Origin of the sequence: Paraburkholderia phymatum STM815 (assembly GCF_000020045.1) — a bacterium.
Lineage (GTDB): Bacteria > Pseudomonadota > Gammaproteobacteria > Burkholderiales > Burkholderiaceae > Paraburkholderia > Paraburkholderia phymatum.
In genome coordinates this window covers 84,580-106,898 of record NC_010625.1, presented here as the reverse complement: position 1 = coordinate 106,898, position 22,319 = coordinate 84,580, and the positions used below count along the sequence as shown (strand labels likewise).

16 protein-coding genes are annotated in these 22,319 nt (G+C 62.1%); 3 read left to right on the top strand and 13 right to left on the bottom strand.

Annotated features, from left to right (window positions below):
* From BPHY_RS28190 to BPHY_RS28135, 13 genes are all read right to left on the bottom strand, one after another.
* A complete protein-coding gene (locus BPHY_RS28190) occupies positions 1-6,033 on the bottom strand; it encodes a hybrid sensor histidine kinase/response regulator (RefSeq protein ID WP_012404863.1) in 6,033 nt (2,010 codons plus the stop codon).
* A 384-nt stretch (positions 6,034-6,417) separates the two neighbouring features.
* Positions 6,418-6,621, bottom strand: a complete 204-nt coding sequence (locus BPHY_RS41990) for a hypothetical protein (RefSeq protein ID WP_157686828.1) — start codon at positions 6,619-6,621, stop codon at positions 6,418-6,420.
* A 133-nt stretch (positions 6,622-6,754) separates the two neighbouring features.
* The gene (locus BPHY_RS28185; RefSeq protein WP_012404862.1) at positions 6,755-8,509 is read right to left on the bottom strand and encodes a SulP family inorganic anion transporter; all 1,755 of its coding nucleotides are present in this window, start codon (positions 8,507-8,509) and stop codon (positions 6,755-6,757) included.
* A 367-nt stretch (positions 8,510-8,876) separates the two neighbouring features.
* Positions 8,877-9,329, bottom strand: a complete 453-nt coding sequence (locus BPHY_RS28180) for a YaiI/YqxD family protein (protein ID WP_041765573.1) — start codon at positions 9,327-9,329, stop codon at positions 8,877-8,879.
* Positions 9,330-9,413: 84 nt separating this feature from the next.
* Positions 9,414-9,749, bottom strand: coding sequence for a Rieske (2Fe-2S) protein (locus BPHY_RS28175; protein ID WP_012404860.1), 336 nt, complete (start codon positions 9,747-9,749; stop codon positions 9,414-9,416).
* Positions 9,746-10,057 carry a YciI family protein gene (locus BPHY_RS28170; RefSeq protein ID WP_012404859.1) on the bottom strand — a complete coding sequence of 104 codons (312 nt, stop codon included), beginning with the start codon at positions 10,055-10,057 and terminating at the stop codon, positions 9,746-9,748. Before BPHY_RS28170 ends, BPHY_RS28175 begins: the two co-directional genes overlap by 4 nt.
* A complete protein-coding gene (locus BPHY_RS28165; protein WP_012404858.1) occupies positions 10,054-10,935 on the bottom strand; it encodes an intradiol ring-cleavage dioxygenase in 882 nt (293 codons plus the stop codon). The genes BPHY_RS28170 and BPHY_RS28165 overlap by 4 nt, the downstream gene beginning before the upstream one ends.
* Positions 10,936-10,965: 30 nt before the next feature.
* Positions 10,966-12,033 (bottom strand): maleylacetate reductase, encoded by a 1,068-nt coding sequence (locus tag BPHY_RS28160; protein WP_012404857.1) that lies wholly within the window; start codon positions 12,031-12,033, stop codon positions 10,966-10,968.
* Positions 12,034-12,046: 13 nt separating this feature from the next.
* Positions 12,047-13,513 carry an aldehyde dehydrogenase family protein gene (locus BPHY_RS28155; RefSeq protein WP_012404856.1) on the bottom strand — a complete coding sequence of 489 codons (1,467 nt, stop codon included), beginning with the start codon at positions 13,511-13,513 and terminating at the stop codon, positions 12,047-12,049.
* A gap of 35 nt (positions 13,514-13,548) precedes the next feature.
* The gene (locus BPHY_RS28150) at positions 13,549-14,568 is read right to left on the bottom strand and encodes a hypothetical protein (RefSeq protein ID WP_012404855.1); all 1,020 of its coding nucleotides are present in this window, start codon (positions 14,566-14,568) and stop codon (positions 13,549-13,551) included.
* Positions 14,569-14,612: 44 nt separating this feature from the next.
* Positions 14,613-15,116: a cupin domain-containing protein gene (locus BPHY_RS28145; RefSeq protein WP_012404854.1), complete on the bottom strand. Its 504-nt coding sequence runs from the start codon at positions 15,114-15,116 to the stop codon at positions 14,613-14,615.
* Positions 15,117-15,300: 184 nt separating this feature from the next.
* On the bottom strand, positions 15,301-16,230 hold the full coding sequence (locus BPHY_RS28140) for a LysR family transcriptional regulator (protein ID WP_012404853.1): 930 nt from the start codon (positions 16,228-16,230) through the stop codon (positions 15,301-15,303).
* A gap of 97 nt (positions 16,231-16,327) precedes the next feature.
* A complete protein-coding gene (locus BPHY_RS28135) occupies positions 16,328-17,614 on the bottom strand; it encodes an MFS transporter (RefSeq protein WP_012404852.1) in 1,287 nt (428 codons plus the stop codon).
* Positions 17,615-17,981: 367 nt separating this feature from the next.
* Here BPHY_RS28135 and BPHY_RS28130 point away from each other — a divergent pair, with 367 nt between their 5' ends.
* The 3 genes from BPHY_RS28130 (at position 17,982) to BPHY_RS28120 (ending at position 22,037) form a co-directional block, all read left to right on the top strand.
* Positions 17,982-18,839 carry a CPBP family intramembrane glutamic endopeptidase gene (locus BPHY_RS28130; protein WP_012404851.1) on the top strand — a complete coding sequence of 286 codons (858 nt, stop codon included), beginning with the start codon at positions 17,982-17,984 and terminating at the stop codon, positions 18,837-18,839.
* A 170-nt stretch (positions 18,840-19,009) separates the two neighbouring features.
* Positions 19,010-19,960 carry a chemotaxis protein gene (locus tag BPHY_RS28125; RefSeq protein WP_012404850.1) on the top strand — a complete coding sequence of 317 codons (951 nt, stop codon included), beginning with the start codon at positions 19,010-19,012 and terminating at the stop codon, positions 19,958-19,960.
* A 481-nt stretch (positions 19,961-20,441) separates the two neighbouring features.
* A complete protein-coding gene (locus BPHY_RS28120) occupies positions 20,442-22,037 on the top strand; it encodes an alkaline phosphatase family protein (protein WP_407671296.1) in 1,596 nt (531 codons plus the stop codon).
* Positions 22,038-22,319 lie beyond the last annotated feature (282 nt).

Below are 22,319 nucleotides of genomic sequence, written 5' to 3'. Positions count from 1 at the left end.
CTACCGATGCAGCCACGCATGTAGCACCGCAAGCAGATCCTCGCGGTTGACCGGCTTCGACAGATAGTCCCATGCACCCGCCTCGATGCATCGCTCCCGATCGCCCTTCATGGCCTTTGCAGTGACCGCGATGATGGGAAGCGTGCGACCGACGGGAAGCTTGCGGATTTCACTCGTGGTAACGAGACCATCCATCTCCGGCATCATGATGTCCATCAGCACGATGTCGATTTCGGAGTCGGTTTCAACGAGCCTGATGGCATCTCTGCCGTTGTCGGCCCAGACGTGCCTCATCCCATGATCTTCGAGAACGGTCGCCAGTGCGAAGATGTTGCGCATGTCGTCGTCCACGATCAACGCCTTGCGTCCAGTCAGCTCTTCATTCGCGCCATGCAGGCTGCCGATAATGTCGCGTGCCTGCTGCGGCAGCCATTTCCCGTCGCAGTGCAGCCATGCCACGGACAGGTCGAGCAAACGACTCATGTCGGGCGCGACGAACGGATTGAAGCATTCGATTTCGCGCGTCCACGGGCCGGCCGCCTGACCGGGTGCGAAAACGATCAGCGGCAAGGGTGCAAAAGTACCGCGATGCGACAGCGCGGCGCTCATCTCGTCGCTGCAGGCCTGGAACATCTCCGCGCCCAACACGACAGCGGATACTTGCCCTTCGGCGAGCGCGTTCAATAGCTGTTCGCGCGAGTCCGCGAATATGGGCACGATTCTCTCGCTGGAAACCAACGCAGCGAACTCCTTGCGTGCCGGGGAATCGCCTAGCGCCACGAGCAGCGTGCGCGGCGCTGCACTCGCATGGACGGCCAGCACGCTCAATGCATCGTCCAGTATTTCACGCGCCTGGATCGGCTTGGTGAGAAAGGCAAACGCACCGGCCTTGAGGGCACGCTCTCGCGACTCGTCCGTTGAAATCACGCAAACGGGGATATGACGTGTCGCCATGTCGTTCTTGAGGCGGCCCAGAACGCGCCAGCCGTCCATGTCCGGCAGGAACAGATCGAGCGTGATGACATCGGGCTTGAACTGTTCGGCAAGCGTCAGCGCAGGCGCACCGAGCGGCGTGACGAGTCCCTTGAATCCCTGTTCACGTGCAGCGTCGAGAAGAAAATGCGCAAACGCCAGATCGTTTTCGACGATCATCAGCACACGGTCTCCGTCCATGATGCTGAAGCGATCGTCCTCGGGGGCGCTCACCAGTTCGCGCGTGTCGCCCACGACGGTATCGACGAACTCATGCGCCGCAAGCAGATCGAACTCGCTGACGCCTTCATCAAGCACGGCCGCGGGCGCCGCATCGCCGGAAAGAGAAACGGTCTTGCGTGCGACGCGCCCCATTTCAGCCGACAGCGGAAGATAGAGCGTAAACGTGCTTCCCTTGTTCGGCGAACTGATGAGCCGGATTTCGCCGCCCAGCAGTTTTGACAGTTCGCGGCTGATCGCGAGGCCGAGGCCCGTGCCGCCATACTTCCGGCTCGTGCTGCCATCGGCCTGCTGGAATGCCTCGAAGATGATCTGCTGCTTGTCTGCCGAAATGCCGATGCCCGTATCCGACACCGAGAATGCGATGCATGCAGGCGCGCTATGCAGTCTTTCATTGTCCGCGCTCCAGCCGCCCGACACCTCCTCGACCGACAGCGTGACGTGACCTCGATGCGTGAACTTGAACGCATTCGACAGCAGGTTCTTCAGGATCTGTTGCAGGCGCTTGATATCGGTGCGAATCGATGCCGGCAAGTGCGTGCCGAGTTCGATCACGAAGTCGACGTTGCGTGCCTCGGCAACGTGCCGGAACGTGCGCTCCACATATGACGTCAAATCTGCAAGGCGATGCTCCGCAAAATCCATTGCAACCGTACCCGACTCGATCTTCGACAGGTCGAGAATGTCGTTGATCAGCATCAGCAGTTCATTGCCTGACGAATGGATCGTGCGCGAGAACTCGATCTGCCTTGTCGACAGATTGCCCTCGGAGTTCTTGCACAGTTGATCGGAGAGAATCAACAGGCTGTTGAGCGGCGTGCGAAGCTCGTGAGACATGTTGGCCAGAAACTCCGACTTGTACTTCGACGTCAATGCGAGCTGCTTCGCCTTTTCTTCGAGCGCCTGGCGCGCCTGTTCGACCTCGGTGTTCTTGCGTTCGACTTCCTGGTTCTGGTGCGCCAGCAAGCGCGCTTTCTCCTGCAGTTCTTCGTTCGTCGTTTGCAGCTCTTCCTGTCGGCTCTGCAGTTCACGCGCGAGAGATTGCGACTGTTTCAGCAGATCCTCTGTGCGGGTGTTGGCCTCGATAGTATTGATGACGATGCCGATGCTTTCCGTCAGCTGATCGAGAAACGCGAGGTGTGTCGGGTTGAAGCACTCTGACGACGCGAGTTCGATCACACCTTTTACCTGTCCTTCGAACACGACGGGCAGCACGAGAACATTGTGCGGCACGATACTGATCAGACCGGACGTAATGCGGACCGGCTCGCTGGCCGACGGCTCCAGCAGAATCTTGCGCCGCTCGACCGCGCATTGGCCGATCAGCCCTTCGCCCATCTGCACACGCTTGCCGTGCGCCGAATGACCGCTCGATGCATAGCTCGCCATCAGGCGCAGTGACGCGGCATGTTCGGATGGGTCGAGCACGAAGAATTCCGCCTGCTGCACGCCGACGACAGGCGCCAGCTCCGACAGGATCAACTGCCCGACCGCAACGAGATCCTTCTGCCCCTGCAGCATGCGGCTGAACTTCGCGAGGTTCGTCTTCAGCCAGTCCTGCTCGGTGTTGACCTGCGTGGTGTCCTTGAGGTTACGGATCATCTCGTTGATCGTATCCTTCAGCGCGGCGACTTCGCCAAGCGCCTCGACGGTAATCGAGCGCGTCAGGTCGCCCTGCGTGACGGCCGTCGCCACTTCGGCAATGGCGCGCACTTGCGTCGTCAGGTTCGCAGCGAGCTGGTTGACGTTCTCCGTCAGACCCTTCCACGTGCCCGACGCGCCCGGCACCTTCGCCTGGCCGCCGAGCTTGCCTTCCACGCCGACCTCACGTGCCACGGTGGTCACCTGATCGGCGAAGGTTGCGAGCGTTTCCGTCATGCTGTTGATGGTGTCCGCAAGCGCCGCCACTTCGCCTTTGGCTTCGACGGTCAGCTTGCGCGCCAGGTCGCCGTTCGCAACGGCTGTCACCACCTTCGCGATACCGCGCACCTGGCTTGTCAGGTTGCCCGCCATGAAGTTCACGTTGTCGGTCAGATCCTTCCATGTACCCGCCACGCCCTGCACGTACGCCTGGCCGCCCAGCTTGCCTTCCGTGCCGACCTCGCGCGCCACGCGCGTCACCTCCGACGCGAACGAGCGCAACTGGTCCACCATCGTGTTGATCGTGTTCTTCAGTTCGAGGATTTCACCCTTCACGTCGACGGTGATCTTCTTCGACAGGTCGCCTGCTGCCACGGCCTTCGTCACGTCGGCGATGTTGCGCACCTGGCTCGTCAGGTTGCCCGCCATGAAGTTCACGTTGTCGGTCAGATCCTTCCACGTACCCGCCACGCCCTGCACATCCGCCTGACCGCCGAGCTTGCCTTCCGTGCCCACCTCACGTGCGACGCGCGTTACCTCCGATGCAAACGAACCAAGCTGATCGACCATCGTGTTGATCGTGTTCTTCAGTTCGAGGATTTCGCCCTTCACGTCGACGGTGATCTTCTTCGACAGATCGCCTGCGGCCACGGCCTTCGTCACATCGGCGATGTTGCGCACCTGGCTCGTCAGGTTGCCCGCCATGAAGTTCACGTTGTCGGTCAGATCCTTCCATGTACCCGCCACCCCCTGCACATCCGCCTGACCGCCGAGCTTGCCTTCCGTGCCCACCTCGCGTGCGACGCGCGTCACCTCCGACGCGAACGAGCGCAACTGGTCCACCATCGTGTTGATCGTGTTCTTCAGTTCGAGGATTTCGCCCTTCACGTCAACCGTGATCTTCTTCGACAGGTCGCCCGCTGCAACCGCTTTCGTCACTTCGGCGATATTGCGCACCTGGCTCGTCAGATTGCCCGCCATCGAGTTGACCGAGTCGGTCAGATCCTTCCATGTGCCCGCCACGCCCTGCACATCCGCCTGGCCGCCGAGCTTGCCTTCCGTGCCCACCTCCCGCGCCACCCGCGTCACCTCGGATGCAAACGAACCGAGTTGATCGACCATCGTGTTGATCGTGTTCTTCAGTTCGCGAATTTCGCCCTTCACGTCGACGGTGATCTTCTTCGACAGGTCGCCCGCAGCAACGGCAGTCGTCACGTCCGCGATGTTGCGCACCTGCGCCGTCAGGTTGCCCGCCATCGAATTGACGGAGTCGGTCAGATCCTTCCATGTACCCGCCACGCCCTGCACGTCCGCCTGGCCGCCCAGCTTGCCCTCCGTGCCGACCTCGCGCGCCACGCGCGTCACCTCCGACGCGAACGAGCGCAACTGATCCACCATTGTGTTGATCGTGTTCTTCAGTTCGAGGATTTCACCCTTCACGTCGACAGTGATCTTCTTCGACAGGTCGCCTGCTGCAACAGCAGTCGTTACGTCGGCGATATTGCGCACCTGCGCAGTCAGGTTACCGCCCATCGAGTTCACGGAATCGGTGAGATCCTTCCATGTACCCGCCACGCCCTGCACGTCCGCCTGGCCACCCAGCTTGCCTTCCGTGCCCACCTCACGTGCGACGCGCGTCACTTCGGACGCGAACGAGCGCAACTGATCCACCATCGTGTTGATGGTGTTCTTCAGTTCGAGGATTTCGCCTTTTACGTCGACGGTGATCTTCTTCGACAGATCGCCCGCTGCAACCGCTTTCGTCACTTCGGCGATGTTGCGCACCTGGCTCGTCAGGTTGCCCGCCATGAAGTTCACGTTGTCGGTCAGATCCTTCCATGTACCCGCCACCCCCTGCACATCCGCCTGACCGCCGAGCTTGCCTTCCGTGCCCACCTCGCGTGCGACGCGCGTCACCTCCGACGCGAACGAGCGCAACTGGTCCACCATCGTGTTGATCGTGTTCTTCAGTTCGAGGATTTCGCCCTTCACGTCAACCGTGATCTTCTTCGACAGGTCGCCCGCTGCAACCGCTTTCGTCACTTCGGCGATATTGCGCACCTGGCTCGTCAGATTGCCCGCCATCGAGTTGACCGAGTCGGTCAGATCCTTCCATGTGCCCGCCACGCCCTGCACATCCGCCTGGCCGCCGAGCTTGCCTTCCGTGCCCACCTCCCGCGCCACACGCGTGACTTCGACCGCGAAGGTGCCGAGTTGCTCGACCATCGTATTGATCGTCTTGGCGGTTCTAAAGAATTCGCCTTGCAATGGACGCCCATCTGCTTCCAGCGCCATGCTCTTCGAAAGATCTCCTTGCGCAACTGCGCCGATGACGCGCGCCACTTCGCTAGTCGGGTGCACGAGGTCCGCGATCAAAGAGTTAACGGCGTCGATCGAATCGCCCCAGAATCCGCGAGCATAGGGAAGCGCCGCACGTTCCTTCAGCCGCCCCTCCTTGCCGACTACCTTGCTCAACCGGCCCAGTTCTTCTGCAATGCGAACGTTCTGTTCGACCACGTCGTTGAAGACGTGTGCGACCTTGCCGTGAATGCCCGTCCAGTCCGCTGGCAACGACGCGGCTTCGCCTTTCTGGAGCGACGCTAGCGCGCCAAGGACTGTTTTCGTACACTCGTTGGCCGTCGTTACGCTCTCGAAGAGAAGATTGACGTGCGATGCGCTGTCGAGCCAGATCCCTGTCAGCGCGCCGCTCTCGATGGCAATTTCCTTCTTCAACTCCCCGTGGCCCCTCAGGTGTCTCGAGATCCTGCCGAGGCGCTGTCCGATGTGTCTCGTCTGAGACGACAACTGGTTGAACTCGCTTGCAATCTCTGCCGCCTTGCCCGTCCAGTTTTCGGGCAGACGATATGACGTGTCGCCCCGCCGCAATGCATTCAACGCGGCCGCGATGTGGGAAAGCTGCTCATCGGAATGCAGCGATGACTCGACTTCGAACGTGTCCATGCTTTCCTCACGTGCCGCAAGTAAGCGGTGCGTTATGGTCGACGTTGCTGTTCAAACGTCGTTGGTTTGTAGAGACCGGGAAATGCTCAGGCAACACAGGGTTGCATCTACTCGACACGAATTGCGGGTGCTCGATCAGACAATAGACAAATGACGCAGGCGGTGACTGCGCTCTCGCGACTGGCAGGATCGACTCTTCAGCAGCTTTTAAATTTGCCGCTGAAAATAGTCAAGAAGAAATAGGTGGATTTACCGGGCGCTGCTGAAATTTTTAATAAGCCGGCAGTGCACGGTGCACTGAGCCGATATTTTCGGCATGTATTTCCGATGTCGGACGAAAGGCCCCGTACTTTTTTCTTTTTTCTTGACGTCGCACTGTCTCGTTTATGACTGCGCGCCCGCAGCCTGCTGAAAACGCCCAGCGTTCATTCCCGGCAACCCGGCACGCAACTGCGGAGCCGCAGTCTCGCCGTTCGACTCGGAAGAAGGAGCCGGCGCAACCGTCGGCGGCGGAGTCGTCTCCGCTGAACCGCCGACAAAAAATCCCGCCGACGTGAAGAAGATTGCAGCTAATAGCACGAATTCCATGATGTTTCCCTCGCTTAAACCTCTCAGGTTATATCGCGCAAAGGCTGACGTTGCTTCGCGTGATAATGCTTTTCGATTGTCGTAGCCATTCGACGGCTCACGCCATCCTGTTTGTATCCTGCAACGCCCCTTTTCAGGTCTCGTCCAACGTGGCGGAGGTTGTGTCGGCGCCTCGCAGGAACGCATCGACTACATCGCTGACGGTGACACGACGCCCAAGATGACCGACGCGCTCCTCGAGTCCTTCCGCGCGAAGGATGTCGCGCGCACCCGCGTGGGCCATCACGATCCGCAGAACCATGCCTCGTTTGGAAAGATCCGCTTGCATGGCCGCCAACATCCGCGCGCCCGCAATGTCGACTGATGGAGAGCTGGACAGGTCGCAGATCACCAGCTTGACGGGGCTGGCGCTCGAGCGGATCTTCTCCCATACCGTCGCCCGGACATGTTCGGTGTTGAAGTAAAGCAGCGACGCCTCCACGCGAAACATCAGCACGCCGGGCACCGCCTCGTTGTCGGGATGACGTTCGACATCCGAATAGCGTTGCGTGCCGGGAATGCGCCCCAGCATCGCTACGTGCGGATGCGCGGCGCGCCTGATGAGCAGCAGCATCGATGCAAGAACCGCGACAATCACGCCTTTCAGGATGCCAAGCTGCAACACCGCGGCAAAGGCGAGCATCGAAACAAGGAACTCATAGCGGCTCACATGCCATACATGACGCAGTTCGCGGATGTCCACCAGCCCCTTGACGGCAACGAGCACGATCGCGGCCAGCACCACGTTTGGCAGATTGGTGAGCAATCCCGTCAGGAACAGCAGACACAGACCGATTGTGATCGAAGCAAATACGAGCGAAAGCGGCGTCTTTGCACCCGCCTTGTCGTTGACGGACGACTGCGACAAGCCGCCCGCTACCGGGTAGCCCTGGAAGAGCCCCGCCGCCAGATTGGCCGCGCCCAACCCGAGCAGTTCCTGGCGCGGATCGATTTCATAGCCGTTCTTTTGCGCGATCGCCCGTGCCGCCGACACGCTTTCGACGTATGACAGCAGCAGGCATGCAAATGCCAAGGGAATGATGCCGTCGACATCGCGCACGCGCAGCGCTGGAAAGTGAAATTCGGGCAAGCCGGTCGGCAACGTGCCGACGATCTTGAACCCCATCTCGCGAAGCGGCGTCACCGTCAGCAGCACGATGGATAACACCACGACGAACAACGCGACAGGGCGGCCGGGAAGCAATTTCTCCCCCAATAGCAGAAGCGCGATCGCTGCAATACCGAAAGCGAGTACGACGAGTTGTGTATCGGGAAGTTGCCCGACCAGGATCGCGACGCGCTCGAAGAACTGCTCACCGCCGCCCTTGACACCGAACAGCTTCGGCAATTGCGTCAACGCGATCGTCAGCGCCGCACCCGCCTTGAAGCCGAGCAATATTGTTTCGCTGATGAAATTGACAAGCGAGCTCAGTTTGAAAATCCACGCCAGCACGCACATCACGGCGACGAGGATTGCGGTCAGCGCTGCAATCGATGCGAACCGCACGGGGTCGCCGCCTGCCATGTCGGCGACGGTCACACCGACGAGCATCGAAATCGCCGACGTGGGACCGATAGCCAATTGACGCGACGATCCGAATAGCGCATAGAACAGCCCGCCAACCAGGTAGCAATAGATACCGTATTGCGGCGGCAATCCTGCCAATGTCGCGTAGGCGAGCGACACGGGTATGCCATACGCAGCGAGCGTCGCGCCGGCGATGGCATCGGCGGAAAGCCATTGCCATCGATAGCCGGCCAGCCACTGTGCCGGCGGAACAACTGCTCGCCAGCCCGTGGCGGCAGTTTCAATCTGTGCTTCGGCGGACGGCATCTGTTGGTTCGCCATCTCACTCTCCTCTCGATCGGTGGATCCAGAGATTCGACCTGTCTGCTACCTCCGTGCAATTCACGACATCCACGCGAAGTCCCACCAGACCGACCAGGCCGTTGCATCGACGACACGGAGACTCGCCACAAGCGCATATTTACCGATCGATTGCATCGGTATGGATGAATCGCTTGCTGTATAAAACTGGGGCTCGATACGAAAGCAGCAACACAGCCGCTGCCTCTATCGCCACGAGAAATGATGTCGTCTGACCGACGCCCGTCTATGCAAACTGTCCGGACGCATGAAATCACGCGAATCCACATCTGCAACTGTAGGTCATCACGCCGGTTGAATGGCAATTCACTGCGCGAAAGACATCCGATCAAACAGCGCGACGACGCGCGAGAAAGCGGTCCAGTTGCCCCGCAAACGCCTTGCCGTCGTTCGCAGAGTAAGGTGTTGGACCGCCCGTTTCGACGCCTGAAGTGCGCAACTGATCCATCACGTCGCGCATCGTCAGACGCTCCTGGATGTTCTCGCGGCTAAACCAGGTCCCGCGCGGATCGAGCACGTGCGCGCCCTTGTCGAGGGCTGCGGCGGCGAGAGGGATGTCTGCCGTGATCACGAGGTCGCCGTCATGAACCAGTTCGACGATGCGTTCATCGGCAGCGTCGAAGCCCGACGGCACCTGTATTGCCTTGATGAAGCGCGAAGGCGGTGTCCGCAGATACTGGTTCGCGACCAGCGTAACGCACACTTCCACACGCCGTGCGGCGCGGAACAGTATCTCCTTGACGACGACTGGGCAGGCGTCCGCGTCAACCAGCACTTGCATCGAAATAACACTCATCGAGAGAACGAGTCGCCATCTTACTGCCCGCTCGCGTTTCGTGGGTGGCCGGGTGCTCCCGCAATGAACTCACACGCCAACTTCGACGACGGACAGCGTGGCATCCACCCGCACATCCACGGCATCCAGCGCCGCTCCCGCACACGGCCCTTCGATGCAGCGTCCGTCCTCGAAGCGAAACAGTGCGCTGTGGTGCGCGCACATCAACACCTGCGCGCGATAGCACGACACCTGCCCTTCTTCGTAATCGAGCCGGACGGAAAAATGCGGACAGCGGTTCACATAGCCCCACACACTGTCGCCGCGCCGCACGAGTATCACGGGCCGGTCCGCGCGGTCCACGACGCGCGCGCCCCCGTCGGGCACTTCGCCGAGGCTGCACAGCCGGTTCGGCTCGCCGTTCATACGCGGTGCTCCGGATTGCCCAGACTCCAGTCCCACGGACGCACTTCCACCCGCTCGAACAACCCTGCCTGCATGTATGGATCGTTGCCCACAAACGCCATGACGTCGCCGATGCCATCCGCCTCGATGACGAGCAGCGTGCCGTTCATCGCATCGCAATGCGGTGCGAGCGTCGGCCCGCCCAGCCGCACGAACACGCCATGCGACGCCGCACTACGCAGATACGCGCGATGACTCGGCCGCACGCGTTCGCGCACTTCGCGCATGTGTGGCTTGTCGGTCGCGAACACGGCAAAGTAGCGTCTCATGGCGTCGCGCTCTCATCGACAACGAAGTCGTAGCGCGCTTCGCGATAATCGCCGCTGAAGCCGAAGCGGCGCGCGAGTTCGTCGCCTGCGGAGCGCTCGCCGTACGCGACCAGCAGCGAAGGCTTCACGCCGAACACAGCATCCGATTGCAGATACGGATCGTCCTTGTCGAACAGATGTGTGACGAGCGTGCGATAGCCCGGCGCCTTGATCATGAAATGCAGATGCGCGGGACGCCACGGATGCCTGCCTGTCGCTCGGAGCATCTGTCCAACCGGGCCGTCCGTCGGGATCGGATAGCTGACGGGCACGATTGTCGTGATCGCAAACCGGCCTTCAGCGTCCGTGCGATAGCGTCCGCGCAGATTGCCATGCGGCTGCGCCGTGTCCTGCCCGGAATACATGCCGTTGTCGGCCGTCTGCCATACGTCGAGCAACGCCCCCGCGACGGGTTCGCCCAACGTCGTCAGCACACGGCCATGCACGAGCGCGGGTGTGCCCGGCGTGAAGGCCATGTTCTCGCCGTAAGCACGCTCCGGCATTCCTTCGATATAGAACGGGCCGAACACCGTCGTATCGGTCGCACCGGTGGCCAGCCGATGATTGATCGCATCGACCAGCATCGACACGCCCAGCGTATCCGACAACAGGATGAACTCCTGCCGCACCAGGTCGTCGCACATCTTGCCCGTCGCGGTCAGGAAGCGGATCGCCGCCATCCACTCGGCTTCCGTCGGCTCGACTTCACGCACGAACGCATGCATGTGCCGCACGAGGCTTTGCATCAGGGTGCGCAGCCGTGCATCTTCCGCGTTCGCAAAACTCGCCACCACCTGTTCGGTCAAGGCTCGTTCGGCCTCTCGTTCGTCCGTCGTCATGTCTTCCTCCAGCTTCCTGCGTGGTTGTGGTCAGGCGGGCGCGGTGCCCAGCCATGCACGCTGCAGCAGCGCGCGGATCGCGTCGCGCTCGACGGGACGCGGGTTCGCATAGGGATTGCGGCATGCCAGCTCAGCGGCTTCGTCGAGGCCCCCTTCGGGCATGCCGATCTGCGCGAGCGACATCGGAATGCCGAGCGTGCGGTTCAAGTCGTCAAGCAGCGGGCCGGCCTCGCTCGCATGCTGGCCGCCAAGCGCCTTCGCCACGCGCGTCAATGCGTCGGACGCGGCCTCGTGGTTGTAGTGTGCCGTATGCGGCAGCATCGCGGCGTGCGTCTGCGCATGCGGCAAGTTGAACGTGCCGCCCAGCGTATGACACAGCTTGTGATGCAGCGCCATGCCGACCGCGCCCAGACAGCTGCCTGCGAGCCACGCGCCGTACAGCGCGCGGCTGCGCGTGTCGGCGTCGTCCGGCTTGCGCACGATGCGGGGCAACGCTTCGCCCAGCGCGCGGATCGACTCTTCCGCCATCAGGCTGACGATGGGGTTCGCGTCTTCCGCATAGAGCGCTTCCACGGCGTGCGCAATCGCGTTGACGCCCGAGGCCGCCGAGATCGCCGGCGGCAACGTCAGCGTCAGCGACGGGTCATAGATCGCCGTGCGCGGGAGCACGCGCGTATCGCGGCCCGTGTGCTTGACGCGCCCTTGCGTGAGACCGTAGATCGGCGTCATCTCCGAGCCTGCATACGTGGTCGGCACGGCGATGATGGGCAGCGGCGACTCCAGCGCGATTGCCTTGCCGAGGCCGATGGTCGAACCGCCGCCGACGGCGACGCAGCAGTCAGCATCGATCGCCGCGGCCGCTTCGCGCGCGGCGCGCGCTACGTCCACGGGCACGTGCATCACCGCTTGCGCATGCACGCCCGCCGCGCGCTCGCCGAGCACGCGTGCAACTTCGTCGGCCAAAGCGCGCTGCTCGGGCGTCGAGAGAATCAGCGCGCGCCGCGCGCCGAGCCGCTCGACTTCGGCGGGCAACTGCGCGAGCGCGCCCCACCCGAACACCACACGCGATGGCGCGCCCTGGTAGACAAAGTCTTTCATCGCCGTCACCGCCTTAGCGCTTGAAATGCGGCGGCACGTTGCCGTCGACGTTGACCCAGATCGAGCGCGCTTCCGTGTAATCGTGCATCGCCTCGTAGCCCATCTCTCGTCCATAGCCGGATTGCCCGACCCCGCCGAACGGACTGCCCGGATTCACGCGCTTGTAGCAGTTGATCCAGCACATGCCCGCGTGCATCCGCGCCGCCGTGCGATGCGCGCGCGACAGATTGCGTGTCCAAAGGCCGCTGCCGAGTCCGTAGTCGGTGCCGTTCGCGATCTTGAGCGCCTCTTCATCGCTGCCGAAGCGCAGCACCGTCACGAACGGCCCGAACACCTCTTCCTGCGCGATGCGGTCGTGCGGCGTCTTCGCTTCGACCACCGTGGGCCGCACATAGTAGCCGTTCGCGAGCGATGCATCCTGCGGCGCGCCGCCGCCCGTCAGCACGCGCCCGCCCTGCTCGCGCGCCACGTCGACATACGCTTTGACGCGCTCCAGATGTTGCAGCGAGGTGAGCGGTCCCATTTCGGTGTCGGGATCGAGCGGATTGCCGATGCGGATCGACGCAGCGAGCGCGACGAAACGTTCCAGGAACTGATCGGCAATGCGCTCGTGCAGGATCAGACGCGAGCCCGCAATGCACGCCTGCCCCTGATTGTGGAAGATCGCCCACGCCGCGCCGTTGATCGCGGCGTCGAGGTCGGCGTCGTCGAATACGATGTTCGCACCTTTGCCGCCCAGTTCGAGTTGCACGCGCTTCAGATTGCTCTGCGATGCTTCGACGATGCGCCGTCCCGTGGCCGTCGAACCCGTGAACGCGATCTTGCCGACGCCGGGATGTTCTGCTAGCCGCTGGCCCGCCGTATGGCCGTAGCCCGACACGATGTTGACGACGCCTGCGGGGAAGCCCACTTCGGCCATCAGCTCGACGATGCGCAACGTGGAAAGCGGCGTGATCTCGGAAGGCTTCAGCACGACTGTATTGCCCGCCGCGAGCGCTGGGCCCATCTTCCAGCTAGTGAACATCAGTGGAAAATTCCACGGCACGATCTGCCCGACCACGCCGATGGGCGCACGCTGTACATAGTTGAGAAAACCTGTTTCGACGGGAATCACGGAGCCTTGCAGCTTGTCGGCCATGCCGCCGAAATAGCGGAAGCACGCAGCCGTACGCGGCACGTCCAGCGCGCGCGAATCGCGAATCGGATGACCTGTGTCGAGCGATTCGAGTTGCGCGAGTTCTTCCGCATTCGCTTCGATTGCATCGGCGAGACGCAGCAGCAGACGCCCGCGTTCGGCGGCGGCCATCCCCGTCCACTTCGGGATAGCGCGCGTCGCGGCGGCGACGGCGAGATCGACATCCGGGGCCGTGGCCGCGGCGATCTTCGTGATCAGCGAGCCGTCGTGCGGATTGAGCACGTCAATCGTGCCGCCTTCGGCTGCATCGGTGAAGCGGCCGTCGATAAAGAGTTGGTTTCGCATGTGAAATTCCTGGTTCAAACGAGGCGCGCCGTGTTTCAGAAGTCGACGGGATACGGCTTCAGTTCGCCGCTCTCATAACGTTTCGGCAGATTCGGCGTTGCGTTCTCCCACACGAGCAGCATCGAGCGCTTGGTCGAATAGCCTTGATGGCGGATGTCGGCGGGCATCGCGCAGATGTCGCCGGCGCGCATCGTGATGCGGGCGCGCGGCGCGCCCGTGTTCTTGTCGCCGATGTCCCAGACGATTTCATCCGACAGCTGCAGGAACCATTCAACGCGATCATTGCCGTGGAAGACGGGCAGGATGTATTCCTCAGTGGTCGGGCAGAACAGGCTCTCGCCGCACACCGACGTCACCGACGGATTCCACGTCACGTCCGAACGCGACAGGTACTTGAACAGATTGAACGCGTGCAACTCTCCTTCGAAACCGGGCTCCGCATGCACTTCGGGCTCGTCCTGGGGTACGTCGGCGAATGCGCGGTTGATGGGCAGCTCGTCGCGCAGCGGCGAGTCCCCTTCGAGTCCCGGCATGCGACGCGTGGCGATGCGCGTGCGTTCGATGGCCGCGTCGTTGTCACCGTGCTTGCGGCCGAACGCCGTGCCCGTTTCCTCGGGCGCGGCAAACGGATCGAAGCCCTCGTTGGTCCAGTCGTGCAGGATCGCCTTGAACGTCGCCATGATGGTCGGCGTTTCGAAGGTCTCCATATAGTCGACGCCCGCTTCCTTCATGATGCCGTTGAACGAGCCCGCGTAAATGTCCACCTTGCCGTAGTGATTGCGCGTGCCGAACACGTGGTCGAAATTCACCCAGCCGTAGAAGAAGCCCCACGCGACGTCTCGCATCATCGCGCGCAGGAAGGCGTCGGCGGGTACGGCGTGCGTACGGTTCTGCCCTTTCGCGGGCCAGTTGATCTTGACGAAATACTCGTCGCGTAGAAATTGGAAGGCGCCGAGCGAGAAGCGCTTATAGCCGGTGACGGGATCAGGCGCGCTGGCCTTGACGGCGTCGGCGGCGAAACCGGCGGGATGATCGAGCGTGTCGAGGGTCGCCATTGTCGTGTCTCCTGATGTTGTGAGCGATGTGTGGATAAAGCGTTTCAGTGCAGGCAGATGTCCGCCCACTTCTCCACCGACAGCTCGCCGAGCATCGTCTGCACGAGCGCCACGCCGGACCTCTGCGCGCTGAAGCGGTATGCGCAGCCGGCGGGCAGCAGCGCCTGATGGCCGCGGCGCAGCACGACATGTCCCATCGCGCGGCCTGCGGGCTGCTCGCCTTCGTTCGAAGCATGGACCGAACCCCGAACGTTCTGCGGCGGTGTTTCGAGCTCGATGAAGTCGATGCGCGCTTTGCCGTCCATCAGAATCGCGAACTCGTCGTGCGAACTCGCGAACCAGCGCGACTGCCCTTCCGTACGCAGCACTTCGATCACGTATTCGATGTTCTTGCCGACGACGACCTTGTCGTACGGCGCGGACTGCGAAGCGACTTCGAAGATGTTCGAGAACACGTAGTGGCGCGCGGCGCCGCTCGTGATTTCGATTTCGCCTTTGCGGTAGGCGTCTAGCGAACCGAAGAAGGTGTGATATGACGTGTCGGTCATGGTTTGTCTCCGTCCCATGCAACTTTGTTGCGGTTGAGTAAGTTCTTGGATTCAACTTTAGGAGCGCGCCACGACATCGACAACGGGCACAGCGCCGATTACGGCATTTGCGATTCGCGAATAATCGCGCGGGAATCGGCGCGGGAGAGACTTTCAGGCGAGCATCGATGCGCGCGCAAGCAGTTCAGCAGATCCAGCCGCGCTCGATGAGCGGCGTGTCCCACGACGGCTCGGGCCCGAGCCAGTCGGCGAGAAATTCGACCAGCGCCTTCACTTTGAGCGCCTGGCGCTGTGTCGCGGGATACACCGCCGCGAAGTTCAACGGCGAGAGCGCGTAATCGGTGAGGATCGGCACCAGCGAGCCGTCCAGGAGCGCGGCGCTCGCGACGAGCGTCGGCAGGCACACTACGCCGCCGCCCGTCAGCGCGTAGTCGCGCAACAGATGCACGGAGTTCGAGCGGATCATGCCGGGCAACTCCATCTCGACCACTTCATCGCCGCGCGTCATCGTCCAGCGGTTGCGCGAGGGATAACCCGAATAAAGCGCCGTGGTGTGCTGCAGCAAATCGCGGGGATGCTGCGGCGTGCCATATTCGCGCAGATAGGAAGGCGCGGCGCAGAAGAGCCGCCGCACGGGAAAGAGACGCCGTTCGATCAGCGATTCGGAGATGGGCGGAAAGATCTGGAACGCGACATCGAAGCCTTCTTCGATGGGATCGACGACGCGGTCATTCACGATGACGTCGAGCTGAATGCCGGGATAGCGCCGGTTGAACTCGGCCAGCGACGCGCCGAAGTGCCCGAGCGCGAAGCCCGGCAACATCTGGATGCGCAGCCTGCCCGTGGGCGTCGCGCGCAGTTCGCGCATCTGGTCAGTCAGTTCGTTGACGCGCCCGACCACTTCCGCGCATTCTCGATAGAACGCTTCGCCGACTTCCGACAGCCGCACGTGGCGCGTGCTGCGATGAAAGAGCGGCGCATCGACGAATTTCTCCAGTTGCTGGATGCGGTTCGTCACGACCGAACTGGTCACGCCGAGCTGCCGTGCGGCTTCCGCGAAGCTACTGGTTTCCGCCACCCGCACGAAGGCCTCGATGCTCAGAAAACGATCCATGCTGCGTCCTTGTCCCCGTATCCAGCACGTCAGTGTATACGTGCTCGCACGTGGGTTGCCGTGCGGCGCAAGCGGACGCCGCACATTCTACGGACGCTTATTCGGGCTGTTCGACGGCAGGGAAATGCGCGGACTCGTCGACGGACGGTGGGCCACGGCGGCGCGCTTTGGCAGGCGCCGTCTCTTCGAGCAACAGGCTCACGCCGACGCCGAGGATCACCGCGCAAATCGGCAGCCACAGGATGTTCTGAATGCCAAAGTGCGTCGCGACGAAGCCCGCGAGCGCAGGCGCGATACCGCCGCCGAAAATCTCGCCCGCGCCGACCACAATGCCGATTGCCGTCGACACCATGCCGACGGGCGCCGCTTCGGTCGCAACCGGGCCGGACAGCAGCGACACGAGCCCCAGCGTGAAGAACGACGCGACGAACAGCACCGCGAACAGCGCAACCGGCTGCGCACCGAGGCCGCGAAACACGTACAGCATCACTGCCGTGCCGACAAAGCCGACGATGCTCGCGAAGCGCCGCCCGACGAGATCGGATAGCCCCGGCAATCCGAACTGCCCGACAAAGCCGCCAAAGCCGATTGCCGACACCACGACGCCCATGCGCTGAGTGTCGAGCGAGAGATAGTCGGTCAGATAGAGCGGCAGCATCGCGCCGAGGACGAACACGCCCGTCATCGCGCAGAACAGCGCGACCATTGCGACGGGGATGTTGCGGCTCCTCAGCACGTCACGCCAGCTGCCATGCGTTTTGTGCGCGGACGCATTGATTCGGGCGGTCCTTGCGACCGGCTCCCGCCTGGGCTCGCGAATCACGCGATACATCAGCAGACCGAGTATCAGCCCAGGGATCGACACGAGCGCAAACACCCAGCGCCAGCTCATCACGCCGAGCAGCTGAGTCGCGATGATGGGCGACAGCGCCAGTCCGAACAGCGCGAAGCCGCTTTGCTGCAAGCCGAGATTGAATCCACGCCGCTTTGGATGCGAGGCGTCGGCCGTCGCGGCGAAGCTCGTTGGACAGAACGATCCTTCCGCCACGCCCATCAGCGCACGAATTCCGAGCAGTGCCGCCAACCCGCCCGCGACGCCGGACAAGCCGGACAGCAGTGAGAACGCGATGATCGCGGGGATCAGCACCTTGCGTCGGCCGATCTTGTCGGAAATGCCGCCCATCAGCGCGGCGAACACGCCCCACGACAGCCCGAGTATGCCGATGCAGTTGCCGACGTCCTGTGCATTCAGATGCAGGTCTTTCATGATCGCCGGAAAAAGCGGCGCAATGAGCCACCGGTCAAGGCCTACGAGGCCGAAGCCCAGCGCGAGCAGCGTCACGGCTTTCCATTCGTAGGACACGTCCCATTGATTCGGTTTCATCTCTGTCTCCAATGTCATGTTCGCGCCGGCGCGCGCTGTGCGTCGCGCTACCGGATTGCCAGAGAGTGGACCAGGCAGAGCCTGCTTTGAATGGGGGTGAGGGCGAATGCGGCATTCGCGAAATGCGAATAATGGGCCGGTGTGGTGATGCAAGAGCAGATGCGCGCGGCTTCCGTGTCCGAGCCGTGGCAGCGTGAAAGTCGCGAGGGCGCACGCCGTGTGGAAAAGTGACGCGCGTTGAATGCGCTCGCGGCATCTTCGCCAGCATCAGGCTCCATCGCCTCAATCCTTTTGCTTTTGCCCGCGTCGTGTATCGTAGCCGCGCAAGCTCCTTCACATAACCAAAAGAAGACTGACTGGAATACACGTGACTCTCTCCATTACCTGGATTGCGCTGTTCCTCGCGGCACCCACGACGTTGATCGCCAGGATTCGCTGGCCCGGCACCGCACTGCTGATAATCGCTTGCTGCGCCGCGCTGGCAGTCGGTCAACTTGCTCCCGCAGCGCTCATTGCGCTCGCACTGCTCATCTTCGCCGCATATGCGATCGCGCCTGAGCGCGCTCGATCAGTCCGCTATGCAGGACACGTTCTCTTCGTCGCGCTGGCCGTCGGGCTCAGCACGCATTGGCTGCCGGGCTTTCACAATCAACGCGTGATCGGACCCGAGCGCATCACGCCGGATGCCGTTCCGTTCACGATGTACCTCAATCTGGACAAGCCGCTGATCGGATTCTGGCTGCTGCTCGCCGTGCCCTGGATGCGCGGCCGGTACGAACTGCGTACGAGCTTGAAAGTGGGCTTACTTTCGCTGCTCGCCACCACGGCAGCATGCCTGGCGGTCGCGCAGCTGCTTGGCGTCGTCGGGTGGGCGCCAAAGCATCCCGCCCACAGCGGCCTCTGGCTCCTAAACAACCTGTTTCTCGTTTCGGTCACCGAAGAGGCGTTGTTTCGCGGCTATCTCCAAGGTGGACTCGCGCGCCTGCTCGCGCGCCGGAAGCACGCAGACGGGATCGCGTTCTGCGTCAGCACGATCGTGTTCGCACTCGCGCATGCGCCCGGCGGCTGGCAATGGATCGTTCTGGCGGGCATCGCAGGCGCCGGATACGGCCTCGCGTGGCGCTACGGCGGATTGCAGGCGTCGGTGCTGGCGCATTTCGGGCTCAATACCGCGCACTTCTTTTTCTTCACGTATCCGATGCTGCAAGCCGCGGTTCGTCGATGACGCGTAGGCGCACTGAAAGGTCGCTAGGGGCTGAACTCACGCCAGCGAACGTTCGTTCATTTTCGGCTGTGCGATCTGGGGTTTCACCTGCGTTCATGTTTTTCGCGCCCAGGCCGATATACGTATAAGCACCGCGCAAGCGCCGCCAGGCGCGTCAATTTCAGAGCCCCATGATGGACCAACATTCAACCGATGCACGTACGAGTCTGACGAGTTCAAACCAGTTCGAGCTGCTCCTTTTCAGGCTCGGAAGCGTACCGGGCGACACTGCGCACGAACTGTACGGCATCAACGTATTCAAGGTTCGCGAGATCCTGACGATGCCGGCCATCACGCCGATCGTCGGCGCATCGCCCTGCGTGATGGGCGCCGTCAATATTCGCGGGCAAGTCATTCCCGTCGTGGATCTGCCGAGGCTGATGGGCTGCGAGGCGACTCGCGGATTGAACATCCTGCTGGTCACCGAGTTCGCCCGTACCACCCAGGGCTTCGCGGTTCAGGAAGTGGACGACATCGTGCGTCTCGACTGGAACCAGGTGCTGCCGGCGGATGCGGCGGCCGGCTCGGGGCTCGTTACCAGCATTGCGCGAATCGACGGCAATACGGGCGATTCGCGGCTGGCACAGGTCGTCGACGTCGAGCAGGTACTGCGCGACGTGCTGCCGACTCACCAGGTGCCGGCCGCCGGTAGCGCGAGCGACCTGCTCCAGTTGCCGCCCGGCACCCGCATTCTCGCCGCCGACGATTCCGGCTTCGCCCGCACGCTGATCCAGCAGGCGCTCGGCGAAATCGGCGCCGAATCCATCATGGCCAAGACGGGTGAAGAAGCGTGGCAGATCCTCGTCAAGCTGGCCGACGAAGCGGAGCGAAGCAAGACCCGCTTGCGCGATAACGTCACGATGGTGCTTACCGATCTGGAAATGCCCGAGGTGGACGGCTTCACGCTGACACGCCGGATCAGAGCCGACAACCGCATGCGAGACATGCCCGTCGTGATTCACTCGTCGCTCACCGGCTCCGCGAACGAGGCCCATGTGCGCAACGCAGGCGCCAACGGTTTCGTCGCGAAGTTCCAGGCAGCAGAACTGGCGGAAGCCATCCGGCGCGCCATTGCGGCTTGATGGCTTGATGGCTTGATTCGGCGCGCTCGCCCGCGCCCCCGAAGTTGGAACTGTCTCCGACGTTCACTCGATCGATACGCCATTGAACCGATGACTGCGCAGCGGCGAAAAACACCAACCCGCTGACTCAGATCTTCTCGATCAGCCGGTTGAACGAGAACGACTCGCGCAATATCCCGGCGATCTTTTTACGCCGACGCGTCACCTGCACCTCGCAATGTCGTGACGCTTTTCATTTCGCCGACTGGCGCCTTCTGATTTTCATTCGACCATCCGGCATCTCATGACCTGATTGTCGTTCGCAAACCTTGAGCCAAACGAAAGCCCCGCTTCATCGGGAGGTCGCATTCTGCGCGCACATTACCGCTGGCTTGGCAATTAATTCGTAATCGGGATGCGACAACACGCGAGGTGAATAATGAGTCGACTGATCAGATGGGTTGGAGCCGGTGCATTAGCAGGGTCGATGATTGTCCCGCTCATGACCGCGCATGCGGAGGATGGACAAAATCGAGGTAACGACAACGACGATCGCGCGATCCAACATGTGCTGCTGATCAGTGTCGATGGCCTGCATGAACAGGATGTGGCGCGATGCATCGGAGCGAATACCTGCCCGAATATCGCGCTGCTGGCTAAGTCCGGTGTGACCTATACGAACGCTTACACGCCGGGCTTATCGGATTCGTTCCCCGGTCTCGCCGCGCTGGTCACGGGAGGATCGCCGAAGTCCGCAGGACTCTTCTATGACGTCTCCTACGACCGCACCCTGTATGCGCCCTCGGACACGGGTTGTACCGGCGCGCAGGGCTGGAACGTCGTGTTCGATGAAACGACGGGCATCGACGCGCAAGCCGGCGGCGCGCTGACTCATCTCGACGGCGGCGGCGCTTTCAATCCGGACGCCATTCCGCACGCAAAGCACGCTGGCAAGTGCACGCCCGTCTATCCCCACGACTACATCAAGACGAACACCCTATTCGAGGTCGTGAAGGAACACATTCGTGGCGCGCGCACTGCGTGGGCCGACAAGCACGCGTGGGGTTACGACTGGCTAAACGGACCGTCGGGCCGCGGCGTCGACGATCTGTCGCGCACCGAAATCAATTCGATTAATCCGTTGACGGGCAACGACTACACGGACCTGTATACGAATACGGAGATCTTCGATAACTTCCACGTGGCGTCGATCATCAACGAAATCGATGGAAAAGACTCGACGGGCAAACGTGATGCACCTGTACCGACTTTGTTCGGCACTAACTTCCAGACGTTGAGCGTTGCCCAAAAGGCCACTGTCGCGAAGGGCGGCGGCTACGTCGATACGAGCTTCACGCCCGGCACGCAAGTGGCGGCGGCGATCCGATATGTGGACGATTCGATCGGCAAGATGGTCGCGGAACTGAAGGCGCGCAATCTCGCCAGCTCGACGATGGTGATCGTCACGGCCAAGCATGGTCAATCGCCCACGGACCATTCGAAGCTCGTCAAGAACGGCGATACGCTCACGGCGCTCCTCGAATCGAAGAACTTCCTCGATCCAAACGGTAACTTCGGTCAGAACAACAATGCCAAAGCACCCAACGACGGTACCGGTCGTGTCGGCACGGGCCTGGTGCAAACAGACGACGTCGGCCTCATCTGGCTGCGCGACCCGTCGCAGCTCGCTCAAGTCGTTGCGACGCTGAACGCGAATCTGACTTGCGGCGCACCCGGCATCTGCGCTGACGGTCCGCAAGCGTACATTCTTTCGGGCGCGCCACTCGCGTCGATGTTCGGCGATCCGTCGAATGGCCGGACGCCCGACATCATCGTGCAACCGAATCCTGGCGTCATTTACACGTCCAGCACGAAAAAGGATGAAGAACACGGCGGCAACGCGCCCGACGACAGTCACCTCGGGCTGATCGTTTCATTTCCGGACGGCCGTCATCATGGCAAGACGGTCGAACGCCGCGTGACCACGACTCAGGTCGCGCCGACCATTCTGCGTGCGTTGGGTGTCGCGCCCGAAGAACTGCATTCGGTACAGGTGGAGGGTACGCGCGCATTGCCCGGACTTCACACCGACGACTGAAGGTCGTGCCTTGAGTCGTGTCGAGACGTGCGGCAGCTGCTTGCCGCACGTTTTTTTCCGGCTCGGCGTGGGTGTCATACCGGTTAGACGCCTTAAGGAAAAGAGTCAATAGAAGACGAGGCGCGAGAGAACCTTTGCTCGGCATTCCCGACCCACCGTTCGGGAACAAAAATAGCTACTCCGCGGAACGAGGCAGCGGACGGGTTTGCGATAGCAGGGCTATTCGTAGAGGTCCAGTCGCAGTGCATATCGGTGATATGCGTGCACCAGGAGCTCCGGGTT